The 19,088-nt window shown below is 41.1% G+C and carries 22 protein-coding genes and 1 pseudogene; 16 read left to right on the forward strand and 7 right to left on the reverse strand.

Going from position 1 to position 19,088, the window contains the following annotated elements; all coding sequences use genetic code 11:
* Positions 1-357: 357 nt before the first annotated feature.
* On the forward strand, positions 358-1,248 hold the full coding sequence (locus AABK37_RS12145) for a phytanoyl-CoA dioxygenase family protein (RefSeq protein ID WP_432551821.1): 891 nt from the start codon (positions 358-360) through the stop codon (positions 1,246-1,248).
* Positions 1,249-1,287: 39 nt separating this feature from the next.
* On the opposite strand, the gene AABK37_RS12150 is transcribed toward AABK37_RS12145, so the two are convergent.
* Positions 1,288-2,166 carry a DMT family transporter gene (locus AABK37_RS12150; protein ID WP_432551822.1) on the reverse strand — a complete coding sequence of 293 codons (879 nt, stop codon included), beginning with the start codon at positions 2,164-2,166 and terminating at the stop codon, positions 1,288-1,290.
* Positions 2,167-2,373: 207 nt separating this feature from the next.
* On the opposite strand from AABK37_RS12150, the gene AABK37_RS12155 reads away from it, so the two are divergent.
* The 3 genes from AABK37_RS12155 (at position 2,374) to AABK37_RS12165 (ending at position 4,209) form a co-directional block, all read left to right on the forward strand.
* Positions 2,374-2,721 (forward strand): hypothetical protein, encoded by a 348-nt coding sequence (locus AABK37_RS12155; protein WP_432551823.1) that lies wholly within the window; start codon positions 2,374-2,376, stop codon positions 2,719-2,721.
* Positions 2,722-2,846: 125 nt separating this feature from the next.
* Entirely contained in the window at positions 2,847-3,422 is a 576-nt protein-coding gene (locus AABK37_RS12160; protein WP_432551824.1) for a Uma2 family endonuclease, read from the forward strand.
* 550 nt (positions 3,423-3,972) lie between these two features.
* Positions 3,973-4,209 (forward strand): hypothetical protein, encoded by a 237-nt coding sequence (locus AABK37_RS12165; protein ID WP_432551825.1) that lies wholly within the window; start codon positions 3,973-3,975, stop codon positions 4,207-4,209.
* A gap of 248 nt (positions 4,210-4,457) precedes the next feature.
* Here the strand turns inward: AABK37_RS12165 and AABK37_RS12170 are convergent, their stop codons facing one another.
* On the reverse strand, positions 4,458-5,030 hold the full coding sequence (locus tag AABK37_RS12170; protein ID WP_432551826.1) for a pentapeptide repeat-containing protein: 573 nt from the start codon (positions 5,028-5,030) through the stop codon (positions 4,458-4,460).
* 14 nt (positions 5,031-5,044) lie between these two features.
* Here AABK37_RS12170 and AABK37_RS12175 point away from each other — a divergent pair, with 14 nt between their 5' ends.
* Positions 5,045-5,539, forward strand: a complete 495-nt coding sequence (locus tag AABK37_RS12175) for a YraN family protein (protein ID WP_432551827.1) — start codon at positions 5,045-5,047, stop codon at positions 5,537-5,539.
* A 308-nt stretch (positions 5,540-5,847) separates the two neighbouring features.
* Here AABK37_RS12175 and AABK37_RS12180 read toward each other — a convergent pair whose 3' ends face one another.
* Positions 5,848-6,237 (reverse strand): hypothetical protein, encoded by a 390-nt coding sequence (locus tag AABK37_RS12180; RefSeq protein ID WP_432551883.1) that lies wholly within the window; start codon positions 6,235-6,237, stop codon positions 5,848-5,850.
* A 259-nt stretch (positions 6,238-6,496) separates the two neighbouring features.
* Between AABK37_RS12180 and queA the strand changes: the two genes are divergently transcribed.
* The 4 genes from queA to AABK37_RS12200 are packed head-to-tail and all read left to right on the forward strand — an operon-like array spanning position 6,497 to position 9,267.
* A complete protein-coding gene (gene queA, locus AABK37_RS12185) occupies positions 6,497-7,786 on the forward strand; it encodes a tRNA preQ1(34) S-adenosylmethionine ribosyltransferase-isomerase QueA (RefSeq protein ID WP_432551828.1) in 1,290 nt (429 codons plus the stop codon).
* Between the two features lie 18 nt (positions 7,787-7,804).
* Positions 7,805-7,942, forward strand: coding sequence for a hypothetical protein (locus AABK37_RS12190; RefSeq protein WP_432551829.1), 138 nt, complete (start codon positions 7,805-7,807; stop codon positions 7,940-7,942).
* 31 nt (positions 7,943-7,973) lie between these two features.
* Positions 7,974-9,122 (forward strand): tetratricopeptide repeat protein, encoded by a 1,149-nt coding sequence (locus AABK37_RS12195; protein ID WP_432551830.1) that lies wholly within the window; start codon positions 7,974-7,976, stop codon positions 9,120-9,122.
* A 13-nt stretch (positions 9,123-9,135) separates the two neighbouring features.
* Positions 9,136-9,267 carry a hypothetical protein gene (locus tag AABK37_RS12200; RefSeq protein WP_432551831.1) on the forward strand — a complete coding sequence of 44 codons (132 nt, stop codon included), beginning with the start codon at positions 9,136-9,138 and terminating at the stop codon, positions 9,265-9,267.
* On the opposite strand, the gene AABK37_RS12205 is transcribed toward AABK37_RS12200, so the two are convergent.
* From AABK37_RS12205 to AABK37_RS12215, 3 genes are all read right to left on the reverse strand, one after another.
* The gene (locus tag AABK37_RS12205; protein ID WP_432551832.1) at positions 9,248-9,943 is read right to left on the reverse strand and encodes a potassium channel family protein; all 696 of its coding nucleotides are present in this window, start codon (positions 9,941-9,943) and stop codon (positions 9,248-9,250) included. The genes AABK37_RS12200 and AABK37_RS12205 overlap by 20 nt on opposite strands.
* Positions 9,944-10,195: 252 nt before the next feature.
* The gene (locus AABK37_RS12210) at positions 10,196-11,530 is read right to left on the reverse strand and encodes a TrkH family potassium uptake protein (RefSeq protein ID WP_432551833.1); all 1,335 of its coding nucleotides are present in this window, start codon (positions 11,528-11,530) and stop codon (positions 10,196-10,198) included.
* 80 nt (positions 11,531-11,610) lie between these two features.
* Positions 11,611-11,793: a hypothetical protein gene (locus AABK37_RS12215; protein WP_432551834.1), complete on the reverse strand. Its 183-nt coding sequence runs from the start codon at positions 11,791-11,793 to the stop codon at positions 11,611-11,613.
* Positions 11,794-11,807: 14 nt separating this feature from the next.
* Between AABK37_RS12215 and AABK37_RS12220 the strand changes: the two genes are divergently transcribed.
* From AABK37_RS12220 to AABK37_RS12250, 7 genes and pseudogenes are all read left to right on the forward strand, one after another.
* On the forward strand, positions 11,808-12,650 hold the full coding sequence (locus AABK37_RS12220; RefSeq protein WP_432551835.1) for a methyltransferase domain-containing protein: 843 nt from the start codon (positions 11,808-11,810) through the stop codon (positions 12,648-12,650).
* A gap of 97 nt (positions 12,651-12,747) precedes the next feature.
* Complete coding sequence (locus AABK37_RS12225) at positions 12,748-13,680, forward strand: homogentisate phytyltransferase (protein WP_432551836.1); 933 nt, start codon at positions 12,748-12,750, stop codon at positions 13,678-13,680.
* A gap of 4 nt (positions 13,681-13,684) precedes the next feature.
* Positions 13,685-14,164 (forward strand): tetratricopeptide repeat protein, encoded by a 480-nt coding sequence (locus tag AABK37_RS12230; protein ID WP_432551837.1) that lies wholly within the window; start codon positions 13,685-13,687, stop codon positions 14,162-14,164.
* 47 nt (positions 14,165-14,211) lie between these two features.
* On the forward strand, positions 14,212-15,444 hold the full coding sequence (locus AABK37_RS12235) for a tetratricopeptide repeat protein (RefSeq protein WP_432551838.1): 1,233 nt from the start codon (positions 14,212-14,214) through the stop codon (positions 15,442-15,444).
* A 119-nt stretch (positions 15,445-15,563) separates the two neighbouring features.
* Positions 15,564-17,165: pseudogene (cobA, locus tag AABK37_RS12240) on the forward strand (uroporphyrinogen-III C-methyltransferase).
* A gap of 126 nt (positions 17,166-17,291) precedes the next feature.
* Positions 17,292-17,915, forward strand: a complete 624-nt coding sequence (gene coaE, locus AABK37_RS12245) for a dephospho-CoA kinase (protein ID WP_432551884.1) — start codon at positions 17,292-17,294, stop codon at positions 17,913-17,915.
* Positions 17,878-18,351, forward strand: coding sequence for a GNAT family N-acetyltransferase (locus tag AABK37_RS12250; protein ID WP_432551839.1), 474 nt, complete (start codon positions 17,878-17,880; stop codon positions 18,349-18,351). The genes coaE and AABK37_RS12250 overlap by 38 nt, the downstream gene beginning before the upstream one ends.
* Here AABK37_RS12250 and AABK37_RS12255 read toward each other — a convergent pair.
* Positions 18,348-19,064 (reverse strand): Uma2 family endonuclease, encoded by a 717-nt coding sequence (locus AABK37_RS12255; RefSeq protein ID WP_432551840.1) that lies wholly within the window; start codon positions 19,062-19,064, stop codon positions 18,348-18,350. The genes AABK37_RS12250 and AABK37_RS12255 overlap by 4 nt on opposite strands.
* Positions 19,065-19,088 lie beyond the last annotated feature (24 nt).

The following is a 19,088-nucleotide window of genomic DNA, read 5'->3' on the forward strand; positions in this document are numbered from 1 at the left end:
TTTTAAGACGATTGCGTTGGTCTCTTAATCATACGCCCCGAAGTGCGCCGTCTTCTCCCTTACACCCTAACCATGCAACCCCACACCCTTCTTGTTGACAGTCATTCTCATATTAGCTTACAACATAAGTGTGTCGATTATTATCCGGAGTTAAGCCTTAATACTTAAAAAAGTATTGCGACAAGATTTTTTGTCAAGCAATCATGAAGAAATCTTCAGTAAAAATCAATACTTAGAGAATATCGAGCTTGCGTTTGCCAATAATTAAAAAAAAGATTTAATTTGGGCAGAGAGTATTAACTTATACAAAAAAATATGTAATGATAAAATTCTGTACAATCAAACAAGGTTACTTTCATGTACATACTGGTTCAAAAAGCACGCAATCAAATAATAAGGAAGTTAACGCAAATACCATTTGTGCAAGCTCAATATGAGCTTGTTTATCAGACAGCGGTGAACAAACATCTTGTCAATCTACCTGTTCTTTCAACAAGCGATCGCACTTTAGTCGAGACTATTAAACGTGATGGAGTAGCAATTACTTCATTATCAGCCTTAGGAATTCCTTCTAATCCTCGTTTTTTCCAGGTTGCGAAAAAGCTGATGTCAGAAATACCAAAAAGTATTTCTGGTCAAAAAAACGAGTTTGTAGTTCATGCTACTTCTCAACAATTGATGGAGCATCCAGAGATTTTTTGGTGGGGACTTGAACAACGTTTACTTAACATCGTCGAAAATTATCTTGGTTTACCAGTAGCCTATCAAGGCGTATTTTTTCGCAGAGATATCGCCAATGAGGTAGCGATAAAGTCAAGACTGTGGCATATAGATATGGAAGATATAAAAGTCCTGAAAATTATTGTTTATTTAAATGATGTCAATGAAGATGCAGGTCCCTTTCAATATATTCCCCAGTCTTTAACCTCAACAGTCGCTCGCTCTTTGAAATATCACTCTGGCTACATAAGAGACGAAACTATGCAACAAGCACTATCTCCATCAAATTGGAAATCATGCACGGGACTTGCTGGTACAGTAATTTTCGCTTCTACTGCTAGCATCTTCCATCGAGGAAAGATACCTGTAGCTGACGATAGATTCACGGTCTTTTTTGATTACACTTCTAGACAACCAAAACAGCCATTCTACAACACATTGTCTCTGCCTAAACAAAATTTACTATCACTCGTGAATAATCTTTCCAAAGCGCAAAAAAATTGTGTGTTTTGGCAACAACATAATTGATAAGATTTGAGTAACAAATAGTGTGTTCCCTTTCTCTTATTACCGCAAATAAAACAGCAATGCAATTCCCGCGATCGCGATGACCGCACCAGCGATCGCCCGAAAGCTGACTTTCTCACCCATGCAAATCGCCAAAGGCATGATAAACAGCGGACTTGTCTGCAACAAAGTTAAAGCAATTCCCACCTCAGTATATTTAATTGCCGTCTGCTGCAACCAAATACCTAAATAAGTTCCGCAAAATGCAGCAAAACAAGTTGCTAAAATTACTCGCGTTGATTGCAACTCAGACAAAATTATCCTACCCCGACGCCAAGATAACCATACTAACGGTAAGAGAATCAACACCCCTGCAATCAACCGAAACAAAGATGCCCACAAAGGTGGAATGCTGGTATTGGCAAGTGCTGCACGAGAAAGAACACCCCCAATTGCATTGGCGATCGCTGCTAATAAACCAAAGCCGATTCCTCTTAATAGTTGCGTTGAGGAATTACCGCTGCTATCCGGCAATCTTTCAGTCACCACCCAAGCAACTCCGATAATAGTAAGCAAAATACCGCACCAAGCATTCACACTCAGCTTTTCTTGAAGAAAAATCTGCGCGATTATTGCCGTCATTGGTGGCGCCAGAGTTCCCATAAGTAAGGTACGACGCGCACCGAAAGAATTTATCGCCGCAAGAAAGGCTAAATCGCCCAAACCAATACCAACAATGCCGCTGAGTAATAATAGACTTAGGGGAACAATTGTCAAGATTGGGAAAAATTCTCTCCGCACAAAAATCGTGATTGTCAGCAAAGCGATCGCAATTATCCCTTTGAGTAAGTTCAGTTGCAGTGGCGGAATACGTTGTCCCAAACGCCCATACACCACCGAAGCTACAGCCCAAAAACCAGCCGCCAACAAAGCTGCCACTTCACCTTTAAAAAAATATTAAAAATAATCTGCACCCCTTTGTTTAATGCCTAAAACTATTTAATAATACCTCAAAACATTAGCACTCATCAGCTTTAAGTGCTAATTTTCGAGGTAATTTTAATACCTTAGATATAGAGAAATATTTAACTATTTTCAGCGATAATATTTTGTATCCTCAAAATAATAAACACCAGGACAACTGCAATGAAGTACTCTTTTGATATTGTAGGTGTATCTCCTGTTTTGCAATTTTTTAATCATCAACAGATTTGCCAAAAACCACAACACCAAGGGGTAGAATATATAGGAACGCATAAATGTACCCTTGATGCGTTGATCGAGTCTGTAGAACCCGTTCCGCCTAAATGGAATTGGGATTTAGATCAAGTAGTAGATACGGTGATTCAGTTTTGGTTGAACAATTCAGACAGTATTGGCTATTGGAAATCGCGTTTAACTGATGCTGGCAGCGATAATTTACTAGTGGCAAGAATTGCCGATATCAAAGCTTTACAATCGGAATTTGAATCTTTGCTAGGTAAAAATTGGTAATCATAGCGTTGCTAAACAAAACGCTCTTAGAGTTAAGATAACTGCGTAGGCGTACCCGCCCAACCTAGGCATCGCTCCCTTTTGTCCGATACAATCGAAGCACCCTCAGACTAAAAAACACTGTTATGAGCCAAGCTGCAAGCGGTGTTCGCTGGACAATTCAAGATGTTGCAGCGTTACCCGATAACGAATGGATTCGTTATGAAATTATTGACGGAGAATTGTTTGTGACGCGATCGCCTCATCATAAACATCAGCAGGTTACGGGTCGCATCTTTGCCGTCTTAGATAATTGGTCTGTGTCGAGTGGTTTAGGAGAAGCCTCGATTATGCCAGGGCTAATCTTTTCAGACTCCGATAATGTGGCTCCCGATGTGGTGTGGGTGAGTTATGAGCGGTTGGCGCAAATTCAGGATGAAGCGGGGCATTTTCGAGGAGCACCAGAATTGGTAGTAGAAGTGCTATCATTGGGAAAAGCGAATGAAGATCGAGACCGATTAGCCAAGTTGAAACTGTATTCTGTTCAGGGAGTGCAGGAATATTGGATTGTCGATCGCATTGCTCAACGAATTGAAGTCTATCGACAAGACAATGCTCAGTTAAAACAGGTAACGACGTTGCTGATTGATGATGCGATCGCGTCGCCGTTGCTACCCAATTTTGTCTGTGAAGTAGCGCGTCTTTTCGTGTCACGCAGCTAAGGGCGATCGCTTTTCTTTTTGCTGAATTTGCTCAAATCGTCCTTTGGAATAACTTGTGTGTATGAAGAACAAGCGCGATTATTCCACCCTCACCCATCCACCCTCGTGATATCTCAGCCGTAAGTCGTCAATATTGTCAAAGTAGTAAAAACTTTAATTGAGTTTTTCACTTTTTATATAAGAAAATCACCTCCTTTTACCTTCACTCTTAGAAGTTGCTATCAACCTCAGTACGAATGACGAAGTTCCGGCATTGTAGCCTGAATTAATTGTGATGCCCTAGAACTATTAACCGTATATATTGTTATAAATGTTACTAATCATTTTACGTGAAAAGGATTAAACATTTTTCTTGGGATGTTCTCATTGAAAGCCGCACCTCGATGTTAAAGTTTTCGGCAAATCAATTATTAAAGTGGCGAGGGCACTGTTGACAATCTAGAATTACTGTGATATCCAAGTGGGAGCATCATTTAAAAAGGCGTTAGTCCATCCCCGCCAAGAGACTTACTAACGCCCTTGACTAAAACACATAAGGATAACATATATCATGCCACAAAACAGAGATTACAGCGATTCCGTCTCTCCTTCTGGTGCGATCGCTTACAAAAAGCGTCTTAGTTCTTGGGCTGTTGCTCGTTTGCTTCCCGATACGCAACAAGAAATTATCGCTCGATTCCGCAATCAGTCTGATGCAGAAGGTCATTTGCGGCTTTTACGCCAACTCACACCTGATGTCAGCTTGATGGTAGTTTTTGATTGTCAGAGAAACGAAGCTGTAGTTTGAACTTTTGTGTAAGAACGTACATCTACTGATTAGTAATAAAACGTAACAAGAAGTGGTTTTAAATATCTATCCCTGGATGTTTGACTTTAAGCCGCTGTACCGGAAAAAGAACGGCAAAGAATGCACTCTGGTTTCCCATACCACTTTGCTGTTGTCATGGCGGAGAACTACGTTAGACTTTTGTTGAAAGCGTGCTAAAAGTAGTCTGAGGGTCAGTTGACCCTCACGACGCACTTTAGTATTAACTTTTACGAACAAAACAAAGTATCGCGGGTATTCCGTCCGGTTGTGGGATTTGTACCTTTAGCGATTTTGCAAAGCTTGTCTTGCTCATCCCGACGCAGCAGCACATCAGTAAAATCTGCCCCGTCAATAATCGCACCATCAAACCTAGCGCTAGCAGCAAACGCACCTTCTAATACTGCATTTGTCAAATTCGCTTTTATCAAACGAGCTGAGTCTAGAGTCGCATTTGAGAGATCGGCACCCTCTAAATTTACCGACTCTAGATTTGCCGCAAAAAAGCTGACACCGCGCAAATTAGAATGGCTGAAGTTGCTAGAGCGAAGATTAGCTTTAGTAAAGCTAGAATCTGTTAAATCACGTCCTGAGAAATCAGCTTCGAGCAGAATTTCTTTGTTATATTCCAGTGCGAAAGCGTTTGGCACAGAATAGAAAGATGCTGCGATCGAAACTGATAGCCAAAACAATAAACTGAGTATGCTTGCCCAAATGCGATTTACTGTTTTACCCTGCAACCCTAGCTGAGTTGGAGATTTCGTAAAAGCAATTGTTAGGCGATCGCATAAGATAGAATTCATGCTATTTTTAGCCAATGGCGAATCGGACTTCATCTCATTATCCCGATATCGGTACTTTAGGAGAAGACCTAGTAGCGCAATGGTTACAATCTAATTGTTGGATTGTTCTCCACCGTCGCTTTTCTTGTCGCTGGGGAGAAATTGACATCATTGCCCAATTTGAAGACGGGAAACCAGATAACTCAATGCTGGCATTTATTGAAGTCAAAACTCGCAGTTGTGGTAATTGGGATGCAGGGGGAAGAAGCGCTATCACCCGACAAAAGCAAGCAAAACTCTTTAGTACAGCGCAGATGTTTTTATCAGAGTATCCTGAGAAAGCGGATTATCCTTGCCGATTTGATGTTGCTATAGTACAATGTCAACGAATATCAAAAAAACTGCGTGCGGTTATGGCTAGCTCCGAAGTTCTAGCTAGTTCCGAATATGGGGTATATCACTTAACGCTGCAAGAATACATTCCAGGAGCTTTCGATGTCAATGACCAGCCCCTTCGGGGCAGGGAGTAGGGTGTGGGGTGTCGGGTGTAGGGAAGAAAAAGCCCCGGAAAGCGCAGCGTCTCCGCGATTGAGAAGCTTGGGTACAGAGCAAGTACTTTTAAGTATGTAAAAATAAAAAATGTATTTTTAGGCACTACGTACGAAAAATACAGTGTCCGGGAAGTGAAACCCCTGATTTTAATTATGGGGTTCCCTACACCCCACACCCTACCCCCTACACCCCTTCATGGTGGCTGCAATAGCTAATGGCTAATAGCTTTTCCAATGTTCAGCTATTAGCCACAATCATTCGCTTGGGTTAATTTAGTAATATGGAATTACGCTAACGTTTCCGGACAGTAGCCCAGTCCCCGGACAAACTGTTGTCTAAACGCTTCAATTTCTTCTTTCTCTGGATTTCCATGAGAAACTATCGCTACTTGGTAGCGACGCATCACATCAACAGGACACTGCCCTGCTTCCAAACTCCAAAGTGCCATTTGCACTCGCATTGGTGGGTCGTAACTAATTCCTAATTCATTTAAGAAAGCCCGAAAATCGCCATCTTCTTGGGGTGTAACATTACCTTTTAGTTTGACCCTAACCACCCAGCCATCAATCTGATGAATGACAGTGACGAATGAAACAGGTGTCTGGGGTCTGCCGTGCAGGTGCTGAACCACCCTTAGAGTTAAACTGGCATTTGCCAGGTAATACAAATATTCCATCTTGGTGCTTGGGATCAAAACCAATCATACATTTCTATATTTATAGATAGACCGGACTGTTGACTAGGGTAAAAGCCCCCGTTTTTCGATGGGGAGGTTTACCCAATTTTTATATTGTTGTTTACGTGTTACCTAATAGTATCCATCGTAAAATCTAGGGGTGAAATTAAGCGATCGCTTTTAATAAAAGAAAATTAAAACCAGCTTTATTATTGAAACTCTCTTTAGATAGATGCACTCCATACCCGCACTAGCCAACATGAATGCAACTCCTAGCCAGGAACCACAAAACATTGAATTAGATCGTTCATTAGCTGGGTATGACTATGAATTACCTCAAGAACTGATTGCTCAAAATCCAGCACTTCCTAGAGATACCTCCCGGCTTTTATTAGTAAATTCTCCTAGCACAGGCAAATATTCAGCACCCTTGCACCACATATTCCGTGATTTACCGGAGCTATTACGGTCAGGGGATTTGCTAGTGATGAATAATACGCGGGTTTTGCCAGCGCGGTTGTATGGTCGTAAATCCACTGGCGCAGAAATAGAAGTATTGTTATTAGAAGAACGACGCCACAACTGTTGGTTAGCTTTAGTCAAGCCAGGAAAACGCTTCAAAGTGGGTGCTTCGATTGTTTTTGCAGCAAGGGGAGTGGAGGGAGTGGGGGAGTGGGGGAGTGGGGGAGTGGGGGAGTGGGGGAATGGGGGAGTGGGGGAGTGGGGGACAAGAAAGACAAGGGGGACAAGGGGACAAGGGGAAATTTCTTCCCCGACTTCCCCTACTTCCCCTGCTTCCCCATCCCCCCCCTCTCCCTCTCCCCCCATCCCCCCCTCCTCCTCCCTCACTGCTACGGTTCTGGAGACGGATGAAGCAACTGGGGGACGTTTGTTGCAATTTGATTTGCCAGAGGGAGTTTCTTTAGTGGAATTGTTGGATGTGTATGGTGAAGTACCTTTGCCACCTTACATTACACAATCCAAAGCCGAAAGCGAACAATATCAAACAGTTTATGCTCAACATCCAGGAGCGATCGCAGCTCCGACGGCTGGGCTACATTTTACACCGGACTTATTGCAGCGGTTGGGCGATCACGGCATTAATCAAGCTTTTGTGACTTTGCATGTAGGCGTGGGTACGTTTCGCCCAGTGGAAGTGGAGAATGTTAGTACTCACAAAATGCATGAAGAATGGATTTCAGTCCCCCCGGAAACAGTAGAGCAAATTCGCGCTACCAAAGCATCCGGCGGTCGGATTATTGCTGTGGGAACAACAGTAACCCGTGCTTTAGAAGGAGCGGCTAAATCTGGCAATTTGCAGCCATTTTCCGGCAAGACAGACTTATTTATTTATCCAGGCTATGAATGGCGAGTAGTTGATGGTTTGATTACCAATTTTCATTTGCCGCGTTCTAGTTTGCTGATGCTGGTGAGTGCTTTAATTGGTCGGGAAAGATTGTTAAATATATATCAGCAAGCGATCGCTTCTCGATATCGCTTTTATTCCTTCGGTGATGCAATGCTCATTTTGCCGGAAGCAAGAAATTAGGGAATTGGGAATTGGGCATTGGGCATTGGGCAATGGGCAATGGAAATAAAAAGAAGCGATCGCGTATTTCACAAAGGACTATGCCCGATGCCCGATGCCCGATGCCCCATGCCCGATGTTAATTTTCTCTTTTCTGGTGGGTACTCTGACTTATAAGCCTTTAACAATAAGTGCAGGTATACCATTCATGTTTAAAAAATATCAACTTTGTCAGTGGTTTCTTTGCACCTCCAAGATGGTGCTGTTTTCTTCCTCTGCGTTTTTGCTGCTTGTGACATCAACGTTTATACCAGCAAGCAAGCTGCTTGCCCAAGAAAATGTTGTCACTCAGGATTTAGAAGCAGCTAGTTATTATCAGCAGGGAGTGATGCGCTATAACCGCAATGATTTAGTGAGTGCTGAATATGCCTTTCGGCAAGCGTTGCAGCGAGATCCAAATTTGGGGCTGGCACGCAATTACTTAGGTAATATTTTTTTACAGCAAAATCGCTTAGAGGCAGCGGTGCAAGAGTATGCAGAAGCGATTAGGATGAATCCTAATTTGGGCGAGGCGTATTATAACCTAGCTTTAGCCTTGCAAAAACAAGGACAAAAAGAAGCGGCAATTACTGCTTATCGCCAAGCGTTGGTGATAGAGCCAACAATGGTTGCAGCGCATTATAACTTGGGATTGGCACTGTATGAACAAGGTCAGCTAAAAGAAGCGATCGCCGAATATCAGCAAGCAATAAATCTTGATAGTAGTAATGCCAATGCATATTTTAATTTAGCGATCGCCTTACAACAGCAAGGTGAAATACCGCAAGCGATCGCCGCTTATCGTCAAGCGGTGCAGCTAAATCCTAAAAATGCCAGCGCTTACTCTAATTTGGGCAGTCTGCTAGCCAATCAAGGTCAAGCTTCAGAGGCTGTTACCGCTTACAAGCAAGCACTTAATCAAAATCCTAAGAATGCTTTAGCTTATTACAACTTGGGAGTAACTTTTTACAATCAAGGCGATATTAACAAAGCTAACGCAGCATTTAAACGCGCTCGCAATGAATACCGCGAATTAGGCAACCTTTTAGAAGCTAATAAAGTTGAGCAACTAATGCTGCAAATTGCCCAAAAGAAAAGCCAACCTGAAGTTACTCAAACCTCAAATCCCTCGGAAACACCAACTTCTATTAACAATCAAGAAACACCAAATCAACCAGAAACTCCTCCAACCGAAACACAAAGCAATCCTGGGGATGTACCAATTTCAGTTGAACAACAGCCCACCTTGCAGCCAGAAATGCCAAATCTACCACAAACCCCTCTAGAAACTCCAGCGAACCTGGGTGGGAAGGGGTAATGGAAAGTGGGGAATGGGGCAATGGGCATGGGGCATGGGGTATCGGGCATGGGGCATGGAAAAAATCTCCCATTGCCCATTGCCCATTGCCCATTGCCCATTGCCCATTGCCCATTGCCCAATTTCTAAATTGGCAAACGATTAATATCTTTGTTGCAGCCAATAACTACTATTGCTGAACCGCGCTCTAGATAATTACTTGGGTCAGGATTAATGATAAATTTACCATTGTGACTCATTGCCAGCAAATTCAACCCATAGCGGTTACGAAGTTGAACTTCGGCGATAGTTTTACCATGAAATTCATCAGGTACAATAATTTCGACAATGCTGTTATCTGGGTCAAGGTCAAATCTATCTAGGATTGAAGGCTTGGTGAGCGATCGCGCTAATGCAGAACCTGCCTCAAACTCCGGAAATACAACGTGATCTGCCCCCACACGTTGCAACAGCTTGCAGTGAACTTCACTAGAGGCTTTGGCTACTACGTGAGGTACACCACCCTCCTTGACGTTTAGCGTGGTAATGATACTTTCTTGAACGTAGTTTCCAATCGCCACAATTACCGTATCAAATTCAAAAACTCCAGCTTCTTTCAATGCAGCGGGTTCCGTTGAATCTAATTGCAAAGCATGACCAACTAGTTGCTCTGTCAATGCGTCGGATACCCGCTTTTGATTAATATCTGTTGCCATTACTTGGTAGCCTAGTTTATGCAGCGTGGAACATACCGAGCGACCAAAGCGACCTAAGCCAATTACGGCAAATTGGCGGTTATCGTGACGTAGATTGCGAAAAAAACCTAACGATGACAGATTCACAGTTGTTTTCCTTATTTTACCTGTCTGTATCTAAAACAAAAAATACTCAAATCGAACTCATGATAACTTTATTTCTACCTGATAAAGTTACATTTTATCAGTTCGGTATACATATATTTAATTATTGATTATTTATTATCATGATTTTTATAACTAATACAAGGTGTGCAAAAATAGAGATACATCTCTAATAAAGAAAAAATTGAAAGTATAAGCCTTTTACCTTTTTAATTTTTATTTTTTACTTTTTTACTAGCCCACGAGTACATTTTCTTCTGGATAGCGAATTCGGCTAGGACGGGGGTCTCCTAGTACAGCGGACATTAGTAGTAAAACACCGACTCTTCCAATATACATTGTCATAATTAAAATTAGCTTCGCTGCTATAGTTACATTTGCGGTGATTCCTGTAGACAGACCAACTGTAGCAAACGCTGAAACTACTTCAAACATAATTTGAATAAAATCTAATTCTGGATCGGTGATACTAATTAAAATTGTCGAAACAATCACGGTTGTTATTGAACCTAGCAATACACCAACAGCTTTCAAAATTAAAGATGTTGCTATTTTGCGTTCATATAATAAAACTTCTTCTTTTCCCTGGAGAATGGTTTTTGTACAACTGGTAATAACTCTCAACGTTGTTGTTTTTATACCGCCTCCTGTACCACCGGGACTTGCACCAATAAACATCAGCGCAATCGTAATAAACAAACCAGCATTTGTCATCTTGCCAATATCAATGGTGTTAAAGCCAGCAGTTCTGGGAGTCACTGATTGAAACCAAGCAACTAATAATTGCTCGCGAAAACTGAGATTACCAAAGGTTTGAGGATTTCTGATTTCTATAGCCCAAAATACAATTGTTCCTATTAATAAAAGGAAGATGGTGGTGATTGTAGCAACTTTAAAATCTAAAGAAAATACTAAGTTGACTGTTTTTTTGGTAAGGCGATCGCGTAACCAAAAGTACATTTCCAAAATAACTTGATAACCAATCCCGCCAAAGATAATCAAGCCTGTGATAGTAAAGACGACTAAAAAAGATGATTGATACCCAATCAAGTTATCTTTAAACAAACTAAAACCCGCATTATTCCAAGCATTCACACTATGAAAAATAGCTAACCAAAGTCCTTGACTCCATCCATACTTGGGAACAAAAGCTGGTAAAAGTAAAAATGCCCCAGTAATTTCAAAAATCAAAGTTGTCGCAATGATTGAGCGAATAACTTGCGTGCTACCACTCATTCCCGGTCGGTCTAAAGCTTGTTGAATCGCCATTTTATGTCGCAAATCAAACTTACGCCCAACTAGCAAAATCAGAAAAGTTGTGGTTGTCATGTAGCCCAACCCGCCAATTTGAGCTAGTAAAACAATAAACAACTGTCCCCAAAAGGAAAAATAAGTACCAGGATCTACTACTGATAAACCTGTAACGCAAACTGCGGATGTGGAAGTAAATAATGCCACAATTAAGTCATTCCACGTACCATTGCTGGTAGAAAAAGGCATCATCAGTAAAATCGTTCCCACAGCAATCACAGCGAGAAATCCCAAGCAAATTGTGCGAGCAACAGTCATATCAAGGTAAAATTTAGAAATTTGAATTTTTACGATCGCTCCTGAAGTAGGGCTGACTCTCCCTGAAAATAAAAATACCCTTATTTAATTAAAAACACACATGGTAGCCTACCAATATGTTTGATTAGGGCAATGGGCATTGGGCAATGGGCATGGGGCAATGGGCAATGAAAATAAAAATAAGCTAGACGTATTTCACTTGGACGATGCCCTCCTTTGCCCGATGCCCATTGCCCTCCTTTGCCCGATGCCCCAATACCCATTCCCCAATAAATTCATGAGTGCAACACTTTACCAACAAATTCAGCAGTTTTACGATGCTTCCTCCGGTCTGTGGGAAGAAATTTGGGGCGAACATATGCACCACGGCTACTACGGTGCAGATGGAAAGCTGAAAAAAGACCGCCGTCAAGCGCAAATAGACTTAATCGAAGAATTACTCAAGTGGTCGGGGGTGCAGCAAGCAGAGAATATCCTCGATGTAGGTTGTGGAATTGGCGGTAGTTCTCTGTACTTGGCAGAAAAGTTTAATGCTTCTGCAACCGGAATTACTCTGAGTCCCGTGCAAGCCGCTAGAGCCACGGAACGCGCTCAAGAGGCTGGTTTGAGTGGTAGATGTCATTTTCAAGTGGCGAATGCTCAAGAAATGCCCTTTGCTGAAGATTCTTTTGACTTGGTTTGGTCGCTGGAAAGTGGCGAACATATGCCGGATAAAGCCAAGTTTTTACAAGAGTGTTATCGGGTGCTAAAACCTGGTGGAACTTTGATTATGGTGACTTGGTGTCATCGTCCGATTGATGAGTCACCGCTGAGTGCCGATGAACAAAAGCATTTGCAGGATATTTACCGAGTGTATTGTTTGCCTTATGTGATTTCTTTGCCTGAGTATGAAGCGATCGCACGCAAACTCCCATTACAAAATATCCGCACTGCTGATTGGTCTATTGCTGTTGCCCCATTTTGGAATATAGTAATTGATTCGGCGTTCACTCCCCAAGCAATTTTCGGATTACTGCGATCGGGTTGGAGTACTATTGTTGGAGCGCTATCGCTGGGGTTAATGCGTCGTGGTTATGAACGTGGTTTAATTCGATTTGGATTGTTATGTGGAAATAAATGAGGGATTGGGGAATGGGGAATGGGGAATGAATGATTACCAATTATCGATTACCAATTACCAATTACCTATTCTTTTTAATTGAAAATCAAAAATTATTATGAGTCAATTTTCTAAGCACGGGTCTTTCAATTTTCTGGGTGGCTGGTTGTATGCTTTTTGGAAGTTTTCCCGTCCACACACGATTATTGGCACTACTTTGAGTGTGTTGGGTTTGTATTTGATTGCTAGCGCTACATCATCTTCTTTTCCGAGTTTAGGGCAACTTTTTTCGGCATGGATTGCTTGTCTGTGTGGCAATGTTTATATTGTCGGGCTGAATCAATTAGAAGATGTGGAAATAGACAAAATTAATAAACCTCATTTGCCAATAGCAGCGGGAGAATTTTCGCGCCGCACCGGACAATTAATTGTAGGTATTGCTGGTATTCTCGCACTAGCTATAGCGTGGCTGGGTGGACCGTTTTTATTGAGTTTGGTAACTATTAGTTTGGCGATTGGGACGGCTTATTCTTTACCGCCAATTCGCTTAAAACAGTTTCCTTTTTGGGCGGCTTTGTGTATTTTTAGTGTGCGCGGGGCTGTTGTTAATTTGGGGCTGTTTTTGCACTTTAATTGGCTGTTGCAAACAAATAAAGGAATTCCGTCTGCGGTGTGGGTTTTGACGGTGTTTATTGTGGTGTTTAGCTTTGCGATCGCTATCTTTAAAGATATCCCTGATATGGAAGGCGATCGCCTCTACAATATCAGTACTTTCACTCTGCAACTCGGTCAAAAAGCTGTGTTTAATCTGGCTCTTTGGGTGTTAACTGTTTGCTATGTTGGTATGATTTTAGTGGGTGTGCTACGTCTTGCAGAAGTTAATCCAGTTTTCGTGGTAATTACTCATCTGGCGACGCTGGGTTTAATGTGGTTTAAAAGTAAGTCGGTTGATTTGCAAGATAAAAGCGCGATCGCTAAATTTTATCAATTCATCTGGAAGCTGTTTTTCGTCGAATATCTGATTTTCCCTATTGCTTGTCTTTTAGCTTAACATCATGTTAGAAATTCCCTCAACTTCAATTTTTGCTATAGCTGTAGTCATTCTCGCTATCGCCATTTTGATGTATTTTTCGGCGAAAACTTTGATTACTTCAAATTTGTTTCAACAAGGAGTAACTCTTTATCAACAAGAAGATTATCCAGGTGCAGAAGCGATTTTTCGCAAAGTAATTTCGATTAACTCTACTAATGATGTGGTTCGCTTGCTGTTGGGAGATGTTTTGGTGCAACAAGGTAATTTAGAATCAGCAGCGGAAATCTTTGGTGAAGTGATTAATCGCAGTCCCAAATATGCTGATGCTTACTTGCGTTTGTCTAATGTTCTCATGCAACAAGAGAAACGAGAAGAAGCGATAAAAAACCTGCAATTAGCTAAAGATTTATTGCAAAAACAACGACAAACCGAAAAAGTTGAGAAAATAACTCAATTATTAGATAAAATGAAAGCTAGATCAAGTAAATTATCTGAGATGTAATTCAAGACAAAGTAAGCATTTAAACCAAATGTAAATATTTTAGTAAAATGCTGAAAACAACAAGTTTGCTGACTGCAACTATTATCAGCTTATGTTTGACAAATCTTAATACTGCTTTTGGTGTGATTGTCAGCGTAGGTGAACAAAACAAACCAGACGCTTCAGAGAGGATAGCACCTTTTAACAAAAACGCAGTTGCTAGCTTTGAGGAAGGTGTAAATCTTTATGAACAAGGAGATTTAAAAGGATCGGAAGCAGCTTTTAGAAAAGCAATCGAGTTGCAACCAAACTTTGCTAAAGCTTATATTGGTTTGGGAAATACTCTTGACGATCAAGGGAAGTCAAGTGAAGCGATCGCTAGTTACAAAAAAGCGATTAGTCTAGAACCAGAAGAATCTGGAGCATACTTTAATTTGGGTTTGACTTTAGCACGGCTGAATAGATTAGATGATGCGATCGCTCAATATCAAAAAGCCATCAGCCTCGATCCAAAATATGTAAGAGCTCGCTATAACTTAGGCAATGCTCTCTACAATCAAGGTAAGCTAACAGAAGCGATCGCACAATATACAGAAACGATTCGCCTAGAACCCAATTATGCACCAGCATTAGCACATTTGGGAAATGCTTTGTACGATCAAGGCAAAATCTCTGAAGCGATCGCACAATATCAAAAAGCTATTAGTCTTGAACCAAAATATGCAGCCGCTCACTATTATTTAGCAACTGCATTGCACGGACAAGGTAAAATAACAGAAGCAATCGCTGAATATACAGAAGCCATTCGCCTAGAACCAACAAATCCAGCAGGTTACAGCGGTTTAGGACAAGCTTTAGAAATTCAAGGCAAAAAAGAAGAAGCGATCGCTCAATATAGAAAAGCAATTAGCCTCAATCCCAAATATGTATCGGCTCATTACAACTTAGCGTCAGCATTATACGATCAAGATAAGCTAACAGAAGCAGTCGCTGAATATACAGAAACAATTCGCCTCGATCCCAAGTATGTACAAGCTTACAACGGTTTAGGAAATGCGCTAGACGATCAAGGTAAACCAAGTGAAGCGATCGCTCAATACAAAAAAGCCATCAGCCTCGATCCAAAGAATGGCTACGCCTATTATAATTTAGCAGTAACTTTAGGAAGGCAACAACAACTAGATGATGCGATCGTTGCTTTGAAAAAAGCCAGAGAATTATTTCAAGCGCAAGGAAACTCCAAGATGCTTGAACGAGTTGATCGGCTATTCCAAAAAATCAACACTACACAAATAAATTAAACTTTTAATCTTAATTCGTCGTAGTGAGCGGTTTACCGCTCAAAACTAGTCTTTTAAGCACTCTCCGTGCTTACTACATTAGATCGCGTTTATCTGCGGTTAAAAATCCTCCAGAAGTCATGACTAAACAAAAAGGTAAAGTCTACCTCGTAGGTGCAGGATTAGGAGATGTCGCATACCTCACCGTCAAAGCTTATCATCTCTTAGCTCAGGCAGAAGTTTTAGTTTACGACGCTTTAGTAGATGCCCAATTATTAGAATTAGTACCATCTGATTGTCTCAAATTAGATGTAGGCAAACGCGGTGGGAAACCGAGTACACCGCAAGTTGAAATTAACAACTTACTCGTCAAACATTGTCAGCAAAATCAACAAGTTGTACGCTTAAAATCAGGCGATCCGTTTATTTTTGGACGCTGTACTTCGGAAATTGAAGCTTTAAAAAAAGCAGGTTGTCAGTTTGAAGTGATACCAGGAATTTCCTCAGCTTTAGCAGCACCCTTACTTGCAGGAATTCCCCTGACAGATCCGGTTTTAAGTCGATGTTTTGCAGTGTTTACAGCGCATGAACCAGAAGCTTTAGATTGGGAAGCGCTATCACGTTTAGAAACGCTGGTAATTTTGATGGGAGGGCGAAATTTACCTGAAATTGTACATCAATTGCTGCGGTACGGGCGATCGCGTTTAACACCCATTGCTATTATCCGTTGGGCGGGTACTCCCCAAGAAAAAATTATCATAGCTCAACTTGGCAATATTCTCCAAGAAACCGCTCAAGAATCTTTATCACCAGTGGTAATAGTCATTGGGGAAGTTGTCGGCTTACGCAGATACCTACAATCTGAGAATATAGACTAAGACAATTCTCCGCACACCGAAACCGTGAACAATATCCCCCCCTCTCCCCCTTCCCCCCTCCCCCCCTCCTCCTCCCTCCCCCTCGTCGGTAAAACAATCTTAGTTACACGTTCAGTTGGACAATCGAGCCAATTTAGCGATCGCCTGACTGAAGTTGGTGCTACTGTGATTGAAATGCCAACATTAGAAATAGTTTCCCCTTCGAGTTGGGAACCTTTAGATAATGCGATCGCGCATTTATCCGATTTTCATTGGTTAATTCTCACTTCCACCAATGCCATAGACTACTTTTTTGAACGGCTGAACACACAAAATATAGATAACCGTGCTTTAGCTAATATCAAAATTGCCGTTGTCGGTGAAAAAACCGCTCAAAGACTCAAAGAACACAGTTTGCAACCAGACTTTATTCCCCCCAATTTTATCGCCGATTCGTTAATAGCAAACTTTCCTGAAGAACTGACAGGAAAAAAGATATTATTTCCCAGAGTTGAAAGCGGAGGAAGAGAAGTTTTAGTAAAAGAATTCACCGCTAAAGGTGCAGAGGTAACAGAAGTTGCAGCATATCAATCTTGCTGTCCAAATAGCATCCCTTCAGCGGCAGAATTAGCGCTGCAAAATAAAAGTGTGGATATTATTACTTTTGCTAGTTCTAAAACTGTACAATGTTTCAATAAACTGACAACAAAACTATTTTCAGTCAACTCACTAGCAAATTCTTTAGAAGGAATTTGTATTGCTTCTATTGGTCCGCAAACCTCTAAAGATTGTCGTTCTTTACTAGGACGTGTGGATGTCGAAGCTGAAGAACATACTTTAGAAGGATTAACGCAAGCTTTGATAGAATGGGTGGTTAGTAGTTAGTAGTTAGTAGTTAGTTGTTAGTTGATAGTTGTTAGTGGTTAGTGGTTAGTGGTTCTTTGTCCAATGCCCATTGCCCCATGCCCAATTACCAATTACCAATGCCCAATGCCCAATGCCCAATGCCCAATGAAACGTATAATTGGTTTAACTGGAGGTATTGCTACAGGCAAAAGTACTGTTGCAAATTATTTAGCTACAGCTTACAACTTGCCGATTTTTGATGCAGATATATATGCTAGAGATGCAGTATCTATAAATTCGCCAATACTTCAAGCGATCGCTCAACGTTACGGAGAACAAATTTTACTTGCAGATAAAAGCCTCAACCGTCTTAAGTTAGGCGAAATTATCTTTAACAATCAAACAGAACGCAGTTGGGTAGAGAATTTGATTCATCCTTACGTGCGCGATCGCGCTATTGTAGAGACACAGGTTATCGCGTCTCTACTGGTGTTTGTTGTGCCTTTACTATTTGAAGCGCAAATGACTGATTTAGTGACAGAAATTTGGGTAGTAAGCTGTTCGGAACAACAACAATTAGCAAGATTAATGCAGCGGAATAATTTAACTTTAGAACAAGCACAAGCCAGAATTAAGAGTCAAATGCCGATTACCGAAAAAGCAGCGCGTGCTGATATTGTGTTAGATAACAACTCTACTAAAGATGCGTTGTTAAAACAGGTAGATTTTGCTTTAAGTATTAATAATACAAATGAGAGAAATCACAACGATAAAATTACACCAAATTGAAGAAGTTAAACAAATTATATTTGCAGTATGCTCAGAAATACTTCAAGTTCCTGAAGAATTAATTAGAAATCATGATTCGTTATCAGATATAGATGACATGCCATCCCACTATTTGGATAATAAAGGTACATTCTTGGTACTTGTCGATGATGATAAAGTTGTTGGTAGCGGAGGAATTAGGCGTTTAAATGACGAAATCTGCGAACTGAAGCGGATGTGGTTGCTCAAAGATTACCGAGGACAAGGATTTGGCAAAAAAATGGCACAGATGCTCTTAGATTTTGCCAAGAAAGCAGGTTACAAGAAAGTCAGACTGGACTGTGGAGATGAACAAAAACAAGCACAAGCTGTGAAACTCTATAAGCAACTCGGCTTTTATGTAATTGAGCGTTACAATGACAGCCTTTGTACCGTCTTTATGGAAAAGATACTCTAAATTTGGTCTGGATCAATTCCAGCTGCGCGTAAACGTTCAGCCAAGCGATCGGCTCGTAATCGTTCTTGTGCTAATTGTTGGTTAATTTCTTGTAATTGTTGACTTACTTCCTCCTCTGGTAGAAGTACTGGCTGTCCCTCGGCAGTAAAAAAGCGCAATTTTTCCTGATAAATTCCCAAATATAACCCTAACTGTTGACTCCACAATAAACCTTCAGAGGTTGGTGTCAGTTCTTGATATTTACCGTCTACTAGATGAAACCCTTTAAATTCGTAATTTTCTGGGTCAAACCAAAAATAATCAGGAGTTCTAAAGGTATTTTGGTAAAGCTGCTTTTTAAAATTTTTATCAACTGCTGCGGTTGAGTCAGACAGCAACTCAATGATTATATTCGGATATTTACCGTCTTCTTGCCAGACTACCCAGCTTTTACGGTCTTTTTTTTCTGTATCCAGAACAACAAAAAAATCTGGTCCGCGAAAGTCTTCAGATTTCTTTTGGTTAGGACTATAGTAAATAGTTAGGTTGCCTGTGGTGTAAAAATCATGGCGGTCGCGCCACAACCATTTAATTAAACGAATCAGAAAATCGATTTGTTCTCGATGGCGATCGGTTTCCAAAGGGGGTTCGTCACTCAGTAAATCTCCTTTAGGAAAAATAACATCTTCCGTTACACCTTGAGGCGTTGAAATTTCCGTAACGGGTTGAGACATAACACGATTCCTTGATTTTATTAA

The sequence above is a fragment of the Tolypothrix sp. VBCCA 56010 genome, assembly GCF_050875635.1.
Lineage (GTDB): Bacteria > Cyanobacteriota > Cyanobacteriia > Cyanobacteriales > Nostocaceae > Hassallia.